This is a genomic window from Streptomyces sp. 8N616, from assembly GCF_052246385.1.
In the GTDB taxonomy this organism is placed as follows: domain Bacteria; phylum Actinomycetota; class Actinomycetes; order Streptomycetales; family Streptomycetaceae; genus Streptomyces.
The window spans coordinates 13,935-30,630 of record NZ_JBQQBY010000021.1 but is presented as its reverse complement, the minus strand read 5'-3'; the positions used below and the strand labels follow the sequence as shown (position 1 = coordinate 30,630).

15 protein-coding genes are annotated in these 16,696 nt (G+C 73.4%); 6 read left to right on the top strand and 9 right to left on the bottom strand.

Annotation, left to right across the window (positions count from 1 at the left end; all coding sequences use genetic code 11):
- The first annotated feature begins 64 nt into the window (after positions 1-64).
- Entirely contained in the window at positions 65-1,237 is a 1,173-nt protein-coding gene (locus tag ACTWQC_RS20330; protein WP_443317166.1) for a steroid 3-ketoacyl-CoA thiolase, read from the top strand.
- Here the strand turns inward: ACTWQC_RS20330 and ACTWQC_RS20325 are convergent.
- The 6 genes from ACTWQC_RS20325 to ACTWQC_RS20300 form a co-directional block, all read right to left on the bottom strand.
- On the bottom strand, positions 1,234-2,199 hold the full coding sequence (locus ACTWQC_RS20325; RefSeq protein WP_443317165.1) for an ECF transporter S component: 966 nt from the start codon (positions 2,197-2,199) through the stop codon (positions 1,234-1,236). The two genes, ACTWQC_RS20330 and ACTWQC_RS20325, sit on opposite strands and share 4 nt — an antisense overlap.
- A complete protein-coding gene (locus tag ACTWQC_RS20320) occupies positions 2,196-3,950 on the bottom strand; it encodes an ABC transporter ATP-binding protein (protein WP_443317164.1) in 1,755 nt (584 codons plus the stop codon). The genes ACTWQC_RS20325 and ACTWQC_RS20320 overlap by 4 nt, the downstream gene beginning before the upstream one ends.
- Positions 3,947-5,377 (bottom strand): CbiQ family ECF transporter T component, encoded by a 1,431-nt coding sequence (locus tag ACTWQC_RS20315; RefSeq protein ID WP_443317163.1) that lies wholly within the window; start codon positions 5,375-5,377, stop codon positions 3,947-3,949. The genes ACTWQC_RS20320 and ACTWQC_RS20315 overlap by 4 nt, the downstream gene beginning before the upstream one ends.
- Entirely contained in the window at positions 5,374-6,153 is a 780-nt protein-coding gene (locus tag ACTWQC_RS20310) for an SCO2322 family protein (protein WP_443317162.1), read from the bottom strand. Before ACTWQC_RS20310 ends, ACTWQC_RS20315 begins: the two co-directional genes overlap by 4 nt.
- Before the next feature lie 142 nt (positions 6,154-6,295).
- Positions 6,296-7,558, bottom strand: coding sequence for a prenyltransferase/squalene oxidase repeat-containing protein (locus ACTWQC_RS20305; protein ID WP_443317161.1), 1,263 nt, complete (start codon positions 7,556-7,558; stop codon positions 6,296-6,298).
- A 298-nt stretch (positions 7,559-7,856) separates the two neighbouring features.
- Positions 7,857-8,912 carry an MBL fold metallo-hydrolase gene (locus ACTWQC_RS20300; protein ID WP_443317160.1) on the bottom strand — a complete coding sequence of 352 codons (1,056 nt, stop codon included), beginning with the start codon at positions 8,910-8,912 and terminating at the stop codon, positions 7,857-7,859.
- 160 nt (positions 8,913-9,072) lie between these two features.
- Between ACTWQC_RS20300 and ACTWQC_RS20295 the strand changes: the two genes are divergently transcribed.
- Together ACTWQC_RS20295 and ACTWQC_RS20290 are read left to right on the top strand one after the other, a co-directional pair.
- Entirely contained in the window at positions 9,073-10,563 is a 1,491-nt protein-coding gene (locus ACTWQC_RS20295) for an aldehyde dehydrogenase (RefSeq protein ID WP_443317159.1), read from the top strand.
- Positions 10,563-10,796: a ferredoxin gene (locus tag ACTWQC_RS20290; RefSeq protein ID WP_443317158.1), complete on the top strand. Its 234-nt coding sequence runs from the start codon at positions 10,563-10,565 to the stop codon at positions 10,794-10,796. The genes ACTWQC_RS20295 and ACTWQC_RS20290 overlap by 1 nt, the downstream gene beginning before the upstream one ends.
- 93 nt (positions 10,797-10,889) lie before the next feature.
- Here ACTWQC_RS20290 and ACTWQC_RS20285 read toward each other — a convergent pair whose 3' ends face one another.
- On the bottom strand, positions 10,890-11,495 hold the full coding sequence (locus tag ACTWQC_RS20285; protein WP_443317157.1) for a TetR family transcriptional regulator: 606 nt from the start codon (positions 11,493-11,495) through the stop codon (positions 10,890-10,892).
- Between the two features lie 230 nt (positions 11,496-11,725).
- Here ACTWQC_RS20285 and ACTWQC_RS20280 point away from each other — a divergent pair, with 230 nt between their 5' ends.
- From ACTWQC_RS20280 to ACTWQC_RS20270, 3 genes are all read left to right on the top strand, one after another.
- On the top strand, positions 11,726-13,102 hold the full coding sequence (locus ACTWQC_RS20280) for a glycosyltransferase family 4 protein (RefSeq protein WP_443317156.1): 1,377 nt from the start codon (positions 11,726-11,728) through the stop codon (positions 13,100-13,102).
- A gap of 252 nt (positions 13,103-13,354) precedes the next feature.
- A complete protein-coding gene (locus ACTWQC_RS20275) occupies positions 13,355-14,086 on the top strand; it encodes a methyltransferase domain-containing protein (protein WP_443317155.1) in 732 nt (243 codons plus the stop codon).
- A complete protein-coding gene (locus tag ACTWQC_RS20270) occupies positions 14,083-15,150 on the top strand; it encodes a prenyltransferase (protein ID WP_443317154.1) in 1,068 nt (355 codons plus the stop codon). The genes ACTWQC_RS20275 and ACTWQC_RS20270 overlap by 4 nt, the downstream gene beginning before the upstream one ends.
- A gap of 57 nt (positions 15,151-15,207) precedes the next feature.
- On the opposite strand, the gene ACTWQC_RS20265 is transcribed toward ACTWQC_RS20270, so the two are convergent.
- Positions 15,208-15,501 (bottom strand): hypothetical protein, encoded by a 294-nt coding sequence (locus ACTWQC_RS20265; protein ID WP_443317153.1) that lies wholly within the window; start codon positions 15,499-15,501, stop codon positions 15,208-15,210.
- 71 nt (positions 15,502-15,572) lie between these two features.
- A complete protein-coding gene (locus tag ACTWQC_RS20260) occupies positions 15,573-16,607 on the bottom strand; it encodes an LLM class F420-dependent oxidoreductase (RefSeq protein WP_443317152.1) in 1,035 nt (344 codons plus the stop codon).
- Between the last annotated feature and the right edge of the window lie 89 nt (positions 16,608-16,696).

The window sequence follows — 16,696 nt, the reverse complement described above, 5'->3', positions numbered from 1 at the left end:
TTTCTGTCTGCCTGCCCGTGGGCGCCGGGACGCCCTGCGGACGCGAGGAGAGGACGAACGAGTCATGGCCGCGGAACCCGTCATCGTCGAAGCCGTACGCACCCCCATCGGCAAGCGCGGAGGCGCGCTTGCCAATCTCCACCCCGCCTACCTCCTGGGCGAGACCTACCGGGAACTCCTCGCCCGCACCGGCATCCAGCCGGACTGCGTCGAGCAGATCGTCGGCGGCACCGTCACCCACGCCGGCGAGCAGTCCATGAACCCGGCGCGCAACGCCTGGCTCGCCTGCGGTCTGCCGTACGAGACGGCCGCGACGACCGTCGACTGTCAGTGCGGCTCCTCGCAGCAGGCGAACCACATGGTGGCCAACATGATCGCGGCCGGGGTCATCGACATCGGCATCGGATGCGGCGTCGAGGCGATGTCGCGCGTACCGCTCGGCAGCGGCTCCAAGCACGGTCCCGGCAAGCCGTTCCCGGACGAGTGGAACGTGGACCTGCCCAACCAGTTCGAGGCGGCGGAACGGATCGCACGCCACCGCGGGCTGTCGCGCGAGCGCGTGGACTCGCTCGGGCTGCTCTCCCAGGAGCGGGCGGCGCAGGCGTGGGCGGAGGAGCGGTTCAAGCGCGAGACGTACGCGGTGCAGGTGCCGACGACCGAGGAGGAGCAGGCGGCAGGGCAGGGCATGTGGCGGCTCGTCGACCGCGACGAAGGGCTCCGCGACACCAGCATGGAGGCCCTCGGCGGGCTGAAGCCGATCATGCCGACGGCGGTGCACACGGCCGGGAACTCGTCGCAGATCTCGGACGGGGCCGCGGCCGTGATGTGGGGCTCCAAGCGGATGGCGCGGGCGCTGAAACTGAAGCCCAGGGCCCGTATTGTCGCCCAGGCGCTGGTCGGCGCCGACCCGCACTACCACCTCGACGGGCCGGTCGACGCGACGCGGGCCGTGCTCGGCAAGGCGGGGATGTCGATCAGGGACATCGATCTGGTCGAGATCAACGAGGCCTTCGCGTCGGTGGTCCTGTCCTGGGCGCAGGTCTTCGAGCAGGACCTGGAGAAGGTGAACGTGAACGGCGGGGCGATCGCGCTCGGTCACCCGGTGGGGGCGACGGGGGCCCGGCTCATCACGACGGCGCTGCACGAACTGGAGCGGGCCGACAAGGAGTTCGCGCTGATCACGATGTGCGCGGGCGGGGCGCTGTCGACGGCGACGATCATCCAGCGCCTGCGTTAGCCGCCTCCGCCGCGGGTCTCGGGCGTTTCGGGTGCTCCGGGTTTCCCGGGCGTTCGGGGCGCGGGTGATTCCGGTGTTCGGGGCGCGGGTGGCACGGGCGCGGGTGGCTCGGCGAACGCCGCCGGGGCGTCGAACGCCGCGCGGCGGGTCGCCCGGCGCAGCGCCCTGAGCACCGTGGAGCCGAGGGTCAGGGTGGCGACCGCCGTCAGCACGGCACGCCCGAGATCCCAGCCGAGGGAGGTCGCCAGGCAGTAGGCGGCGAAGCGGACGAGATTCTCCTGGAGCGGGTCGCCGGGGACGAAGGAGACGCCGGTGGACAGCCCGCTGATGTACGGCCAGCCCTGGAGATTCATGACCGTGCCGTAGAGGAGGGAGGCGGCCGCGCCGTACGCGGCGAGTACGAGGAGCTCGGCGCGGCCGCGCAGCCGTCCCGCGCCGGGCAGCAGCCCTGCCAGCCCTGCCCCCATGGCCACCCAGCCCATCGCCAGCATCTGGAACGGCATCCACGGCCCGACCCCGCCGGTGATCAGCGCCGACGCGAACATCGTGACCGCGCCGAGCACGAAGCCGAAGCCCGGGCCGAGAACCCGCCCGCTGAGCACCATGAGAAAGAACATCGGCTCGAGCCCCGCGGTCCCGGCCCCCAGCGGCCGCAGCGCCGCCCCTGCCGCGGCCAGCACGCCCAGCATCGCGATGGCCTTCGCGTCGAAGGTCCCGTGACCGTCGACGGTGTCGCCGATGGCCGCGACGACGACGGCGAGGAGGAGGGGCAGCAGCGCGGCGAACAGCCATGGCGCGTCCTGCGAGTGCGCTAGCCCGGAGGTGCTGTCGGCGAGCAGTGGCCACCCGAAGGCGGCGACGCCGATCGCCGAGATGAGGACGAGGGCGGTGACGGAGCGCGGGCCGAGGGGTATGGGGCGGCCGTCTCGCGCCGAAGGCGCGAGCTGCGGGGCAGGCCTCATTCGGTGGCCTCCAGGGCCCCTCGGACCTGGCTGACCGTCAACCAGGGCTGCGGCGTAAGGATCTTCGCCACCTGCGGGGCGAACGCGGGCGATGAGACGACCACGTCCGCCGTCGGGCCGTCGGCGACCACCTCTCCGTCCGCCAGGACGACCACCCGGTGGGCGAGTTCGGCCGCCAGTTCCACGTCATGGGTCGCCAGGACGATCGCGTGGCCGTCCGCCGCCCGGCCGCGCAGGATCTCCACCAGGCGGGCCTTCGCCGCGTAGTCCAGGCCGCGCGTCGGCTCGTCGAGGAGGACCAGCGGCGGCCGGGCCGTGAGGACGATGGCCAGGGCAAGGGCCAGGCGCTGGCCCTCCGACAGGTCGCGCGGGTGCGTGGAGTCCGGTACGCCGGGGAGCAGTTCGGCGACCAGTGCGCGGCAGGTGCCCGGTGCGGCCTTCGCGTCTTCGTCCGCGGCTGCGCACTCGGTCGCGACCGTGTCCGCGTACAGCAGGTCGCGTGGCTCCTGCGGGACGAGGCCGACGTGGCGGACGAGTTCGCGGGGGCTGGTGCGGTGCGGGGTCAGGCCACCGACCCGTACGGTGCCGGCCGCGGGCTCGTGCAGCCCGGCGAGCGCGCCCAGCAGCGTCGACTTGCCCGCGCCGTTGCGGCCCATGAGCGCGACGGCTTCGCCGGGTCGTACGGCCAGGTCCACTTGGCGCAGTGCCTCGATCCGGCCGCGGCGTACGGACAGGCTGGCCGTCTCGCCGACGGGGCCGGCTGCGCGGGCCGGGCGTCCGGGCACGGCAGCCTTCACGCTGGGCACCGTTGACGGGCGGGTGCGGCCCGGTGGCCGGTTTGTGCGCACCCTCCCCCAGAGCTCCGCCTGGGTGGGGGTCCCCCCGGCGAAGCCAGGGGGCGTACCCCCAGCCCCGCGGAACGAATGCCCGCAAACCGCCTCCAGCTGCTCCCGCAGAGGGCCCGCCTTGCGGCGGGCGTCCCTCACCGAGAGCGGCAGGGGCGACCAGCCCGCCAGGCGGCCGAGGGCGACGACCGGCGGCTGGACGGGGGAGACGGCCATGACCTCGGCCGGTTCGCCGGAGACCGGCGGCTCGCCGGGGGCGGGCAGCAGCACGACCTGGTCCGCGTACTGGACCACCCGCTCCAGCCGGTGCTCGGCCATCAGGACCGTCGTGCCGAGGTCGTGCACGAGCCGCTGCAGCACCGCGAGCACCTCCTCCGCCGCTCCCGGGTCGAGCGCGGACGTCGGCTCGTCGAGGACGAGGACGCGCGGATGCGGGGTGAGCACCGAGCCGATCGCCACGCGCTGCTGCTGACCGCCGGACAGGCTCGCGATCGGCCGCTCGCGCAGGCCCGCGAGGCCCAGCAGGTCGAGGGTCTCCTCCACGCGGCGGCGCATGATGCCGGGGGCGAGGCCGAGCGACTCCATGCCGTACGCGAGCTCGTCCTCGACGGTGTCGGTGACGAAGTGTGCGAGCGGGTCCTGGCCCACGGTGCCGACGACATCGGCGAGTTCGCGCGGCTTGTGCGTACGGGTGTCGCGCCCGGCGACGGTGACGCGGCCGTGCAGCGTGCCGCCGGTGAAGTGCGGTACGAGGCCGCTGACGGCGCCCAGCAGGGTCGACTTGCCGACTCCGGACGGGCCGACCAGCAGGCACAACTCGCCCTCGGGGACGGTGAGGTCGACGTCGCGGATCGCGTGTCCTGCCGCGCCGTCGTAGGCGACGGACACCTGCTCGAAGCGGATCACGGTGCCTCCTCCGGGCGGTTGGGGCGGGTGGTGCGGGGCGCGCTCGCCGCGCGGGGTTCTGCTCGGCCGGTCCGCCCGCCCGTCGCCGAGCGCGTCGGACTCGGGGCAGCCCAGGCCGGGAGCAGGCCCAGCAGGACGCCCGCGGCGGGCAACAGCGGGAGCGCGGGGGCGGTGAGCGGGACGACCGACGGATGCAGGGCCTGGGGGTCCTGTGCGGCGCACCAGATCATCACGGCCGCGGCCACCGCACCCGCCCCGGACACCAGCCAGGCCCGTACGTCCCACCGGTCGGGCCGGTACCGGGTGCGCACCGAGCGGCGGCCGCCGAGCCGGAGCCCGGCCAGGGCCGCGGTGAGTCCGGCCAGCAGCACCGGCAGTCCGAAGCCGGCGCCCTGCGCGGCCAGCAGCCCGTACGCGCCCGCGCAGACGCCGAGCAGGCCGCCGAGCGTGAGCGCGGTCGTCGTGTGCCGGACGGCGGGCGCGACCTGGGCCGTACGGCCGTAGCCGCGCGCGTCCATCGCGGCGGCCAGCGCGACGGACCGCTCCAGCGCGCCCTCCAGCACCGGCAGTCCGATCTGCAGCAGGGCTTTGAGACCCCTGTCGGGGCGGCCGCGCAGCCGCCGGGCGGCGCGCAGCCGCAGGACGTCGGCGACGAGGTTCGGCGCGAAGGTCATGGCGACGACGACGGCGACCCCGGCCTCGTACAGCGCGCCGGGGAGCGACTTGAGCAGCCGGGCGGGGTTGGCGAGGGCGTTGGCGGCGCCGAGGCAGGCGAGGAGGGTGGCGAGCTTCAACCCGTCGTACAGCGCGAAGACCAGGCCCTCGGCGGTGACCCTGCCGCCGATCCGTACACCCTGCGCCCAGTCGGGGAGCGGGACTTCGGGGAGCGCGACGAGGAGGGTCGAGCCGGGGACCGGCGAGCCGAGGAACACGGAGAAGACGAGGCGGATCGCGATCACGAGCAGGCCGAGCCTGAGGAACGCGGCGTAACTGCGCGCCCAGGGCGCGTCGGTGCGCCGGGCGGCGACGACATAGCCGGCGACGGCGAGCAGCAGCCCGAGGAGAAGGGGGTTCGTGGTTCGCGAAGCGGCGGTCGCAAGCCCGAGCGCCCACAGCCACCAGGCCCCTGCGTGCAGTTGGTTGCTGCGCGAGGCCGCGGGCGTACGCAGCGGCAGCCGCCTCCGGCGGGGTGGGCTGTCGGCTCTCGCCGAGGAAGGCTCCGTGGGGTCGACGCCCGGCGACCTGCCGGGCCGGTCGGGCGCTGCGGCCTCGCCGGGGGCGTCCCCCGCTGTCGTGCGGCCGTCGGCCTCGGGCGTTGCCGGTCGCGCCGCTGCCCGTGTGTCGCCCTCCGGCTGTCCGGCTTCGGGCGGGCGCGCGGGGGAGGGCGCGGTCTTCTGCCCGGGTGGCGGGCGGTCTTGCGGGTTCATCCGCGGCGGCGGGATCGCCACAGGGCTGCCGCGCCGAGGACGAGGACGGCCGCGAGACCCGCGAACAGGCCCGCGGACGGGCCTGTGGACGAGTCCGCGGACGAAGTGCCGTCGTCGGCGGAGGGCTCCGCTTTCGGGGCCGCGCCGCGGTCGTCGACCTGCTCGGCGCAGCCCTTCTCCGGGTAGCCGGCTATGGCGCAGAGCAGCGCGCTGGAGTCGTAGCGCAGCGGCTGCGCCACCGCGGCCAGTGCCTCCGCGGAGGTGGCGTCCTCGGGGACGCGCGCGCATTCCGTACGGGACTTGGGCGGGGTCTCGCCGCCTAGTGCGTGGGCCGCCGTGCCGAAGTCGAGGACGAGAGCGACGCGCTTGGTGCCCGGCCTCGCGGACGTACCGGCGCAGATCACGTCGAAATCGGCCGCGCCGCGCGGCTTCGTGGCGTTCCGGGAGTCCTCGCTCACGGAGAAGCGGAAGCCCTGGACGTCGCCGTCGGCGGGCCGCGAGGTGGCCGGGCCCTGCGTGGCGTAGACCCACTGCCCGCCGTCCCGCTCCCAGAACGACCAGTACCGGTACCCGTCGGCATGCGCGGTCCCGGTGCCGAGCGCGCAGAGCCCGCCGAGCGCGAACGCCGCCGTGGCGAGGAGCGCGGCCCGGCGGCGGGGCCGTCGAAGCTCCAGGCCGGGCGCGCCGGTTGCGCACGATGCGGGGGTCCCGGACCGAGACGCGGCCGTTCCGGTCCCGGCTCCGAGTGTGGTGATTCCGACCGCCGATCCGGGCATTCCGGCGTTTGCTCCAATTGCTCCATAGGTTCCGGCGCCCCGCCCGGACGTTCCGGCCGCGGGCACGGCAGCGGCTTCCGGGCGAGAGGGAGCTCCTGCGGAAGGCTTCCCTGCGAGGTAACGCACCCGCTTCATCACGTCATTACTTCTTGCGCCCGCTCAGCAGGAACCCGATGCCGATGCCCGCGACCAGGCCGACGCCGACGATCCACCAGACGGCCGGGTCGCCGTCGTCCGAGTCGCCGGCCCGGTGGTCGGACGCCGCGGCGGCCTTGGCCGGGTCGTTGGCCTCCGGCTTGGGGCCGGTGGCGTTGAGTTGCTGGACGAGGTCGTTGCCGCCGAAGTCGCGCGGGTCGGCGCCTGCCGCGTGGGCGGCGAGGACGAGGGTGCCCAGCGCCGCCGGGTTGTCCTTGGCCCAGGCGGCGGAGTTCCGCTCCAGCCACTTGAGCGGGCCCGCTGCCGCGTCCCGGTGCCCGCCCGCCGCCAGCGCGATGACGGCGTCAGCGGTGTTGGCGAGGTCGGGCGCGGGCTTGTCGGCGCCCGGTGCGAGCGCCATCAGGTGATGGTCCTTCTTCAGGGCGCCTGCCAGGTACGCGGCGGCTCCGGCCGCGGCCTCGTCCGGCTCGCGCGAATCCTTCGAGTCCGTCTCCGCGCAGTCCAGCGCCCTGACCGGCTCGTCGTCGTCGCCGAGCGGCTCGACGACCATGCCCTTGCCGAGGCCCGCCAGCGCCCCCGCCGCCGTCGCGTCCGTGTTCGCGGCGAACCTGCCCTTTTTGTCCGGCTGGTAGGCGAACGCCCCGTGCTCGTTCGTCTTCTCGTCGCAGCCGAGCTGGAAGCCGAGCAGGGCGTCGTACGCCGATTTGCCCTTCTGTGACTTCACGCCCTCCGGCTTCTCGCCCGCTGCGGCGAGCGCGCCGATCACGACGGACGTGGAGTTGGTGTCGCTCGGGCCGCCCGGGTTGTAGCCCCAGCCGCCGTCCTGGTTCTGCACCGACTTCAGCCAGCCGACAGCCTTCCCGACCTGGGCGCCCCGCCCCCCGAGCGCGGCCAGGGCCTGTACGGCGGCCGCGGTGGCGTTGCTGTCGACCGGGGTCTTCGCGTCGCACTTCTCGGCCGGGTCGGCCCGGTACATGGCGAAGCCGCCCGAGGCGCACTGCTGCCCGGCCAGCCAGTCGACGGCCTTCCTCGCCGGGGTCACCCCGGCCGTGTCCTGCGCGAGGAGGGCGAGCGACTGCCGCCACACACCGTCATACGTGGGATCCTCGGTGCCGTGGAGACCGGAGGGCAGGTTCGCCGGGGCCGGGGCCTTCGGTGACGGCGAGTCGGCGGCCGCGGCCGGGCTCGCGGCCACGCAGAGCACGGCGGACGCGGCCAGGGCAGCGGCGGCGCTGCGGCGTACGTTCACGGCGGGTGCCTTTCGGTGAGCGGGCGCAAGCCGGGGCCGTTGCGCACCGCACGGCGGGGCACCGGGCTCCGGCTCCGTATACCTCGACGGTGCCAGGTCGCCGGGCGCGGCCGCGAGGCGGCGGCCCGTACGGCGACTGGAGCCGCTCACATCCGGCAGGGCGGTCCGACTCACCGCCGTAACAGGCGGCTCACGGTTGCGGGTCAGTGCCGGAATTGCACCGGCTTTCCCCGGTCGGATGCGATATCGACGCGGCCACTCTACCGGCCGCCCGGCGGCCGTCACCCCGCCGGTCCGGTCACACCGCCCGGTACGCCACCGGCTCGCTCCCCGGCTCCGGCTCGGCGCGGCCCTGTTTCACCAGGCGGCGCAGGTGTGCCTCGGCCTCCGAGACGGCGATGTTGCGGGAGCCGTACGGGATCTGCTGCCAGGGGCGGTTCCACTCCATCTGTTCCGCGAGCTGCCAGGGGGTCAGGGGGCGGTCGACGAGCAGGTCGCGCAGGCCGCTCAGCCGGGCCTCGTGGTGGGCCAGCAACTCGCGTACCCGGCCGGGGGCGTCCGTGAAGGCGTGCTGGTGGGCGGGGAGGACCTCGGCCGGGGCGAGGCGGCCGACGCGCTCCAGCGAGTCGAGGTAGTCGCCGAGCGGGTCGGTGACCGTGTCGTCGGCGGGGTCCTCGTAGAGCCCGATGTGCGGGGTGATCTCGGGGAGGAGGTGATCGCCGGAGAAGAGGCGGCCGTTGCCCTCGCGCCCGGCGACCGGGTGGGCTTCCTCCAGGTGCAGGCAGACGTGGCCCGGGGTGTGGCCCGGGGTCCAGATCGCGCGGAGTCGTCGGCCGGGGAGGTCGAGCAGCTCGCCCGGGACGATGTCCCGGTCGGGAAGGGCGGCCCGGCTGGTGGGCAGGGTGCGCATACGGCCGGATGTCCGGGCGGCGTGCAGCGGCGCCAGGTGCTCCTCGGGGGCGCCGGCGGCGGTGAGCTTCGCGGTCAAGTAGGCGAACCAGAGCGCGGGTTCCACGCTGCGGGTGCGGCGTACGACGTGGGCGTCGGCCGCGTGCATCGCGATCCAGGCGCCGGAGGCCTCGCGCACCTGCCCGGACAGGCCGTGGTGATCGGGGTGGTGGTGGGTGACGAGGACGCCGTGGAGGTCGGTGACCGCCGCCCCGCAGGCGGCGAGGCCCGCGACGAGGGTGTCCCAGGAGTCCGGGTCGTCCCAGCCGGTGTCGATGAGGACCGGGCCGCGGTCGGTGTCGAGGAGGTGGACGAGCGTGTGGCCCAGTGGGTTGTCCGGGATGGGGACCGGGATGCTCCAGACTCCGCCGCCGTGGTCCCTGACTCGGGGTGTCGCCTGCGCCATGGGGCCCCCTCGCTCTCTGCACGGCTCGGGCAGGTGCTCCGGCACATGCTCCGGCACATAGCTTCCCCATCATAACTAGAACTGATATCAGTTCTGAAACAGCGTCAGGAACTCAGGAAGCCGGGAAATCAGCAGGCCCGATCCGCGGGAGGCATGGGCGATGACTGACCTCATCGAGCACGGACAGCTCTTCATCGGCGGAAAGCTGGTCGATCCGTTCGGCGCGGACACCATCGAGGTGGTCTCCCCACACACCGAGCAGGTCATCGGCCGGGTGCCGCACGCGACCCCCGCGGACGTGGACCGGGCCGTGGCGGCCGCCCGCAAGGCCTTCGACGAGGGGCCGTGGGCACGCAGCAGCCTCGAGGAGCGGATCGAGGTGGTGACCCGGATCAAGGACGCCATCGCCGTACGCCACGAGGAGATCGCCCGGGTCATCAGCGCGCAGAACGGCTCCCCGTACTCCTGGAGCGTCCTGGCGCAGGCGCTGGGCGCGATGATGGTGTGGGATGCGGCGATAGCGGTGGCGCGGGGTTACGGGGGCCGGCCCCCGGGAGACAGCGGCGTCTTCGAGGAGTCGCGGCAGGGCGTACTCGGGCCGATTCTCGTACGGCGCGAGCCGGTCGGCGTGGTCGCGGCCGTCGTGCCGTGGAACGTGCCGCAGTTCGTGGCCGCCGCGAAGCTCGCCCCGGCCCTGCTCGCGGGCTGCACGGTGGTCCTCAAGCCGTCGCCGGAGACCCCGCTCGACGCGTATCTGCTGGCGGAGATCGCCACCGAGGCGGGGCTCCCCGAGGGCGTGCTGAGCATCCTTCCGGCGGACCGCGAGGTGAGTGAGTACCTGGTCGGCCACCGCGGCGTCGACAAGGTGTCCTTCACCGGCTCCGTCGCGGCGGGCAAGCGCGTCATGGAGGTCGCGTCCCGGAATCTGACGAGGGTCACCCTGGAGCTGGGCGGCAAGTCGGCTGCCGTGATCCTGCCGGACGCCGACCTGGACGCGGCGGTCGCCGGCATCGTCCCCAACGCCTGGATGAACAACGGCCAGGCATGCGTCGCCCAGACCCGTATCCTCGCCCCGCGCAGCCATTACGACGAACTCGCGGAGCGCTTCGCGGCAGCGGCCAGGGCCCTGGTCGTCGGGGACCCGCTGGACGCCGCGACCCAGGTCGGGCCACTGGTTGCGCGCCGCCAGCAGCAGCGGTCGCTGGACTACATCGCGATCGGCCAGGACGAGGGGGCCAAGGTGCTGACGGGCGGCGGGCGCCCGGCCGGTCTCGAGCGCGGCTGGTACGTGGAGCCGACGCTCTTCGGCGACGTCTCCAACTCCATGCGGATCGCCCGCGAGGAGATCTTCGGCCCGGTGATCTGCCTGCTGCCGTACGAGGACGAGGCGGAGGCGGTACGGATCGCCAACGACTCGGACTACGGCCTGTCCGGCAGCGTCTGGACGGCGGACGTGGAGCACGGCATCGACATCGCACGGCAGGTGCGCACCGGCACGTACTCCGTGAACACCTTCAGTCTGGACATGCTCGGCCCGTTCGGCGGCTACAAGAACTCCGGGCTGGGGCGGGAGTTCGGGCCCGAGGGATTCGGCGAGTACCTGGAGCACAAGATGATCCACCTGCCTGCGGGGCACGGGGAGGCGGGCTGATGGGAGACCGCTGGCATGTCGAGGTGGACCGGGCGGTCTGCATCGGTTCCGGGCTGTGCGTGAGCAGCGCGCCGGGCGGCTTCCGGCTCGACTCCGCCCGCCAGTCGCACCCGGTGGAGGCGGATGCGGACGCGTCCGAGGCGCTGCTGGCGGCGGCGGAGGGCTGCCCTGTGGAGGCCATTGCGCTCACGCTGGTGGAGAGCGGGGAGGCGGTGTTCCCGCCGGAGGAGTGAGGGCGGGTTCCATCCGGTGGCCGCGACGGGCCGCGGTGAGTTCGGCACCGCCGAGCTCCGCCGTCGTGGCTGCTCGCCGTCGCGGCGGACCAGCTAATTCGGCGCGGTCACGTCGATCAACCGGCAGACCGTCTCGATGTCGATCTTCACCTGGGCGATGGACGCCCGCCCCGAGAGCCAGGTGATCAGGGCCGAGTGCCAGGTGTGCTCGATGACCCGGACCGCCGACAGCTGCTCCGGCGTGGGCGGGCCCTCCAGCCCCATGGCGTCCAGGATGATCGCGGTGGTGAGCCTCGAGACGGTGTCCACCTCGGGGCTCACCGAGCGGTCGGCGAAGTTCAGCGCGCGGATCATGGCGTCCGCCAGGTGCGGCTCCCGCTGCATGGCGCGGAAGGCGCGCATCAGGGTCTGGGCGACCCGCGCGGACGGCTCCTCCTCGGTCGGCGGGCGCTTGCGCAGCGTCTCGTGCATGTGCCCGAGCTGGTCCTGCATGGTGGCCACGAGCAGGTGCACCTTGGACGGGAAGTAGCGGTAGAGCGTGCCGAGCGCGACGCTCGAGAGCTCGGCGACCTCGCGCATCTGCACGGCGTCGAAACCGCCGCGGCTGGCCAGCTGCGCGCTGGCGTGCAGGATCCGACGGCGGCGCGCCTCCTGGCGTTCTGTCAGAGGTGGGGAGGACGGCTTGGGTTCCGTGGCCATTTGTCCCATTTCGTGGCTTTCGTGATGTTCGTCGAAACCTGTGGCGGGTGGGGTCGGACCGCCCAGCATTGCAGGGGGTGCGCCGTGGCGCGAATCACCTGTTCCGGCTCTTCCGGCTCGGCTACCGGCCGGTATCTTCGAAGCTCCTCGAGCGATCAAGTCTGAAACTTGTTCTAGATTAGCGCGAGCGGTTACGCTCCGGCAGAACTGCAGTGAGAAGGGGGCCGTGAGTGACCGCTGAGGCCATACGGGCAACCGCGCCTCGCCCCCGTGCCGCGACGCCTGCGCGTGCGGGCGCAGTCGGCGCGGCCGACCCCGACCGCCCCCTCCGCATCGCGCTGCTCACCTACAAGGGGAACCCGTTCTGCGGCGGCCAGGGTGTGTACGTCCGTCACCTCTCCCGCGAACTCGCCCGGCTCGGTCACACGGTGGAGGTCATCGGCGCCCAGCCGTACCCCGTCGTGGACGGCGGAGTCACGCTCACCGAGCTGCCCAGCCTCGACCTCTACCGCCAGCCCGACCCGTTCCGCACCCCCAGGCACGGCGAGTACCGGGACTGGATCGACGCCCTCGAGGTGGCCACCATGTGGACCGGCGGCTTCCCGGAGCCGCTCACCTTCAGCCTTCGCGCCCGCCGTCATCTCGCGGCCCGGCGCGGCGAGTTCGACGTCGTCCACGACAACCAGACGCTCGGCTACGGGCTGCTGGGCCTGGACCGGCTCGGCTTTCCGCTCGTCACCACGATCCACCATCCGATCACCGTCGACCGGCAGCTGGATCTGGACGCGGCGACCGGCTGGAGGCGGCGTGCCTCCGTCCGCCGCTGGTACGGCTTCACGCGTATGCAGGGGCGCGTCGCGCGGCGGATGCCGTCCGTGCTCACCGTCTCCGGCTCGTCGCGGCAGGAGATCGCCGAGCACCTGGGCGTCCGGCAGGACCGCATCCACGTCGTGCACATCGGCGCCGACACCGACCTCTTCTCACCGGACCCGGCCGTGGCCCGGATACCCGGCCGGATCGTCACCACCTCCAGCGCGGACGTACCGCTCAAGGGCCTGATCCACCTGGTCGAGGCGCTGGCCAAGCTCCGTACGGAGAACCCGGGCGCCCACCTCGTCGTCGTCGGCAAGCGCGCCGACGACGGGCCCGTGGCCGCCGCGATCGAGCGGTACGGCCTCGAAGGGGCCGTGGAGTTCGTCAAGGGCATCAGCGACCCCGAGCTGGTCGACCTGGTGCGCAGCGCCCAAGTCGCGTGCGTGCCCTCGCTCTACGAAGGCTTCTCGCTGCCCGCCGCCGAGGCCATGGCCACCGGCACGCCGCTCGTCGCCACGACCGGCGGCGCCATCCCCGAGGTCGCGGGGACCGACGGCGAGACCTGTCTGGCCGTACCGCCCGCGGACGCGGGGGCGCTGGCCGCCGCACTCGGCAGACTCCTCGGCGACCCCGACCTCCGGCGCCGCCTGGGCGCGGCGGGGCGCGACCGCGTCCTGCGCCGCTTCACCTGGCGGCAGGCCGCGATCGGCACGGCGGAGCGCTACCGCGAGGCCATGGCGTCCACGGCCCGCGGCCGGGCCGCGGCAGCGCCGAGCCCTGGCGGTCGGGCATAGTGCGCGCGCACCCTGCGCGGGGCCGCACGGCGCGTTCCTTCCCGCCGCAACGGCGAGCGACCGCGGGGGTGGTGTCCGACGACGCCGAACCGTCTGTGCCCCGTACGGGGCCGCCGGTCCGCGGCGATCGCCGTCTCGCCGTCGCGCCGGCGCATTCTTCCCCGTGCGGCCGCTCCTCACCGGCGGAAGGCCGGGGACGGGCGAGGGCCGCCACCGCTACCGATCTGTCCCGCCGGACGAAAGCAGAACTCCTTGCTGACCGTTGATTTTTCCCGCTTCCCGCTCGCCGCAGGCGACCGCGTGCTGGACCTGGGCTGCGGCGCAGGGCGCCACGCCTTCGAGTGCTACCGGCGCGGAGCGCAGGTCGTGGCGCTCGACCGCAACGGTGAGGAGATCCGCGAGGTCGCCAAGTGGTTCGCGGCCATGAAGGAGGCCGGTGAGGCCCCGGCCGGGGCCACCGCCACCGCCATGGAGGGCGACGCGCTCGACCTGCCCTTCCCCGACGACAGCTTCGACGTCGTGATCATCTCCGAGGTCATGGAGCACATCCCGGATGACAAGGGCGTACTCGCCGAGATGGTGCGGGTGCTCAGGCCGGGCGGGCGGATCGCGGTGACCGTGCCGCGCTACGGCCCCGAGAAGGTCTGCTGGGCGCTCTCCGACGCGTACCACGAGGTCGAGGGCGGCCACATCCGCATCTACCGCGCCGACGAGCTGCTGCGGAAGATGCGCGAGGCGGGCCTGCGCCCGTACGGCACGCACCACGCCCACGCGCTGCACTCGCCGTACTGGTGGCTCAAGTGCGCCTTCGGCGTGGACAACGACCGGGCCCTGCCGGTGAAGGCGTACCACAAGCTGCTGGTCTGGGACATCATGAAGAAGCCGCTCGCCACCCGGGTCGCCGAGCGGGCCCTCAACCCGCTGATCGGCAAGAGCTTCGTGGCGTACGCGACCAAGCCGCACGCGCCGAAGGTGGACATGTGACGTCACCGGGGCGCACCGAGCGGCTGGTCCTGCCCGGAGTTCTCACGGCCGAGCAGGCAGGCAGGACCGTGGCGGGGATTCTCGCGGAGCAGCGCGCGGACGGCGCCATACCGTGGTTCCGCGGGCACCACCTCGACCCGTGGGACCACGTCGAGGCGGCGATGGCGCTGGACGCGGCGGGCGAGCACGAGCGCGCCGAGGCCGCGTACCGCTGGCTGGCTCGGCATCAGAATCCGGATGGCTCCTGGTACGCCGGCTACGCGGACGGGGCCGCCGACGCCCCCACCGACCGCGGCCGCGAGACCAACTTCGTCGCCTACATCGCCGTCGGCGCCTGGCACCACTACCTCTCCACCGGCGACGACGCCTTCCTCGACGGCCTGTGGCCCACGGTGCGCTCCGCCGTGGAATTCGTGCTGGACCTGCAGCAGCCCGGAGGGCAGATCGGCTGGAAGCGCGAGGACGACGGATCGCCGGTGACAGAGGCGCTGCTCACCGGCTGCTCCTCCATCCACCAGGCCCTGCGCTGCGCCTTGGCCATCGCGGAACAGCGCGACGAGCCGCAGCCCGACTGGGAGCTGGCGGCCGGCTGGCTCGGGCACGCGATACGCCGCCACCCCGAGCGCTTCCTCGACAAGGACCGCTTCTCGATGGACTGGTACTACCCGGTCCTCGGCGGCGCCGTCACCGGCGCGCAGGCCAAGGAGCGCATCGACGCGGACTGGGACCGCTTCGTCGTACCGGGGCTCGGCGTGCGCTGCGTGGCGGACCGGCCGTGGGTGACGGGCGGGGAGAGCGCGGAACTCGCCCTCGCGCTCTGGGCGATGGGCGAATCGGACCGCGCGGTGGACATCCTCCGCTGGATCCAGCACCTGCGCGCCGACAACGGCATGTACTGGACGGGGTACGTCTTCGAGGACGACGCGGTGTGGCCGGAGGAGCTCACCACGTGGACCGCGGGGTCGCTGCTGCTCGCCGTGGCCGCGCTCGGCGGCGACGAGGCGACGACGGCGGTCTTCGGCGGCGAGCGTCTGCCGTCGGGCCTGGACCCGGACTGCTGCTGACGCGGCGTCCCGGGCCCGGGGCTGGCGTCCCGGGCCCGGGGCCCTGGCAGGCAGGCGTCAGACCTGGCGCATCCGGGAAGCCAGGGCGTGGCCGGCGAGCAGGTATACGACGGCGGGCGTGCCGTAGTTGAGCAGCGTCCGCAGCCAGTCGGTTTCCATCGTGAACAGGTCGTACGACCACCCGGCCAGCCACCGGGCGGCGTCCTGGACGAAGCTGACCAGGTTGTTCGACCGGTTGGCGTCGAGCACGTACATCAGGATCCACAGTCCGAGGATCACGGCGGCGACATCCGCGGCGGTGGCGACGACCTTGGCCGCGGCGTTGGTCCCTGATCGATAACTTATGGACATATCAAGCGTCTTGCCGCTCTGAGGTGAGGGAAACCCGCACCGTGTGTGCCCGGCGGGGTGGGGCGGCGCTGTCAGGCGTTCAGCTCGGCGAGCGTTCGTAGCGTCGGCAGGTCGGGGGCGGTGATGAGGAGGTCGGTCACCGGGCCCTTGCGCCAGAGGGTGAGGCGTTCCGCGATGCGTTCGCGGGGGCCGACGAGGGAGATCTCGTCCGCGAACGCGTCCGGTACGGCGTCGATCGCCTCCGCGCGGCGGCCCTCCAGGAAGAGCTGCTGGATGCGGCGCGCCTCGGCTTCGAAGCCCATGCGCGCCATGAGTTCGGCGTGGAAGTTGCGGACCGCGTGGCCCATTCCGCCGATGTAGAATCCGAGCATCGCCTTCACCGGCAGCAGCCCCTCCGCGACGTCCTCGCACACCTGCGCCCGCGCCATCGGCGCGATCATGAAGTGAGATCGGCCCGTACCCCCGCGGGCTTCCGGGACTTCCGTGAGCGAGGCCTCGTAGACGTCGGTGCGCAGCGGAGACCAGTAGAGGGGGAGCCAGCCGTCGGCGATGCGGGTCGTCTGGGCGATGTTCTTGGGGCCCTCGGCGCCGAGGAGGACCGGGAGGCCGGGGCGGAGCGGGTGGGTGATCGGCTTGAGGGGCTTGCCGAGGCCCGTGCCGTCCTGGCCGCTGTACGGGTGGGAGTGGAAGCGGCCGTCCAGTTCCACCGGGCCCTCGCGGCGCAGGACTTGCCGGATCACCTCGACGTACTCGCGCGTCGCCGTCAGCGGGCTCTTCGGGAACGGCCGCCCGTACCAGCCCTCGACCACCTGCGGCCCCGACAGGCCGAGGCCCAGCATCATCCGGCCGCCGGAGAGATGGTCGAGGGTCAGCGCGTGCATGGCGGTGGCGGTCGGCGTGCGGGCGGCCATCTGGGCCACAGCGGTGCCGAGTTGGATACGGGACGTGCGGGCGGCGATCCAGGTCAGGGGTGTGAAGGCGTCGGAGCCCCAGGCTTCGGCCGTCCAGACCGAGTCGTAGCCGAGTCGCTCGGCCTCGACGGCGAGTTCGACGTGCCGGGGGTCGGGGCCGCGCCCCCAGTAGCCGAGCGCGAGGCCGAGTCGCATGCGAGTACCTCCGATCGCGCAACTTCTTCTGACGCATCGTCAGGAACGTTACGGTGTATGCGCGCGCAAGACAACGGCCCTCCGCCCAC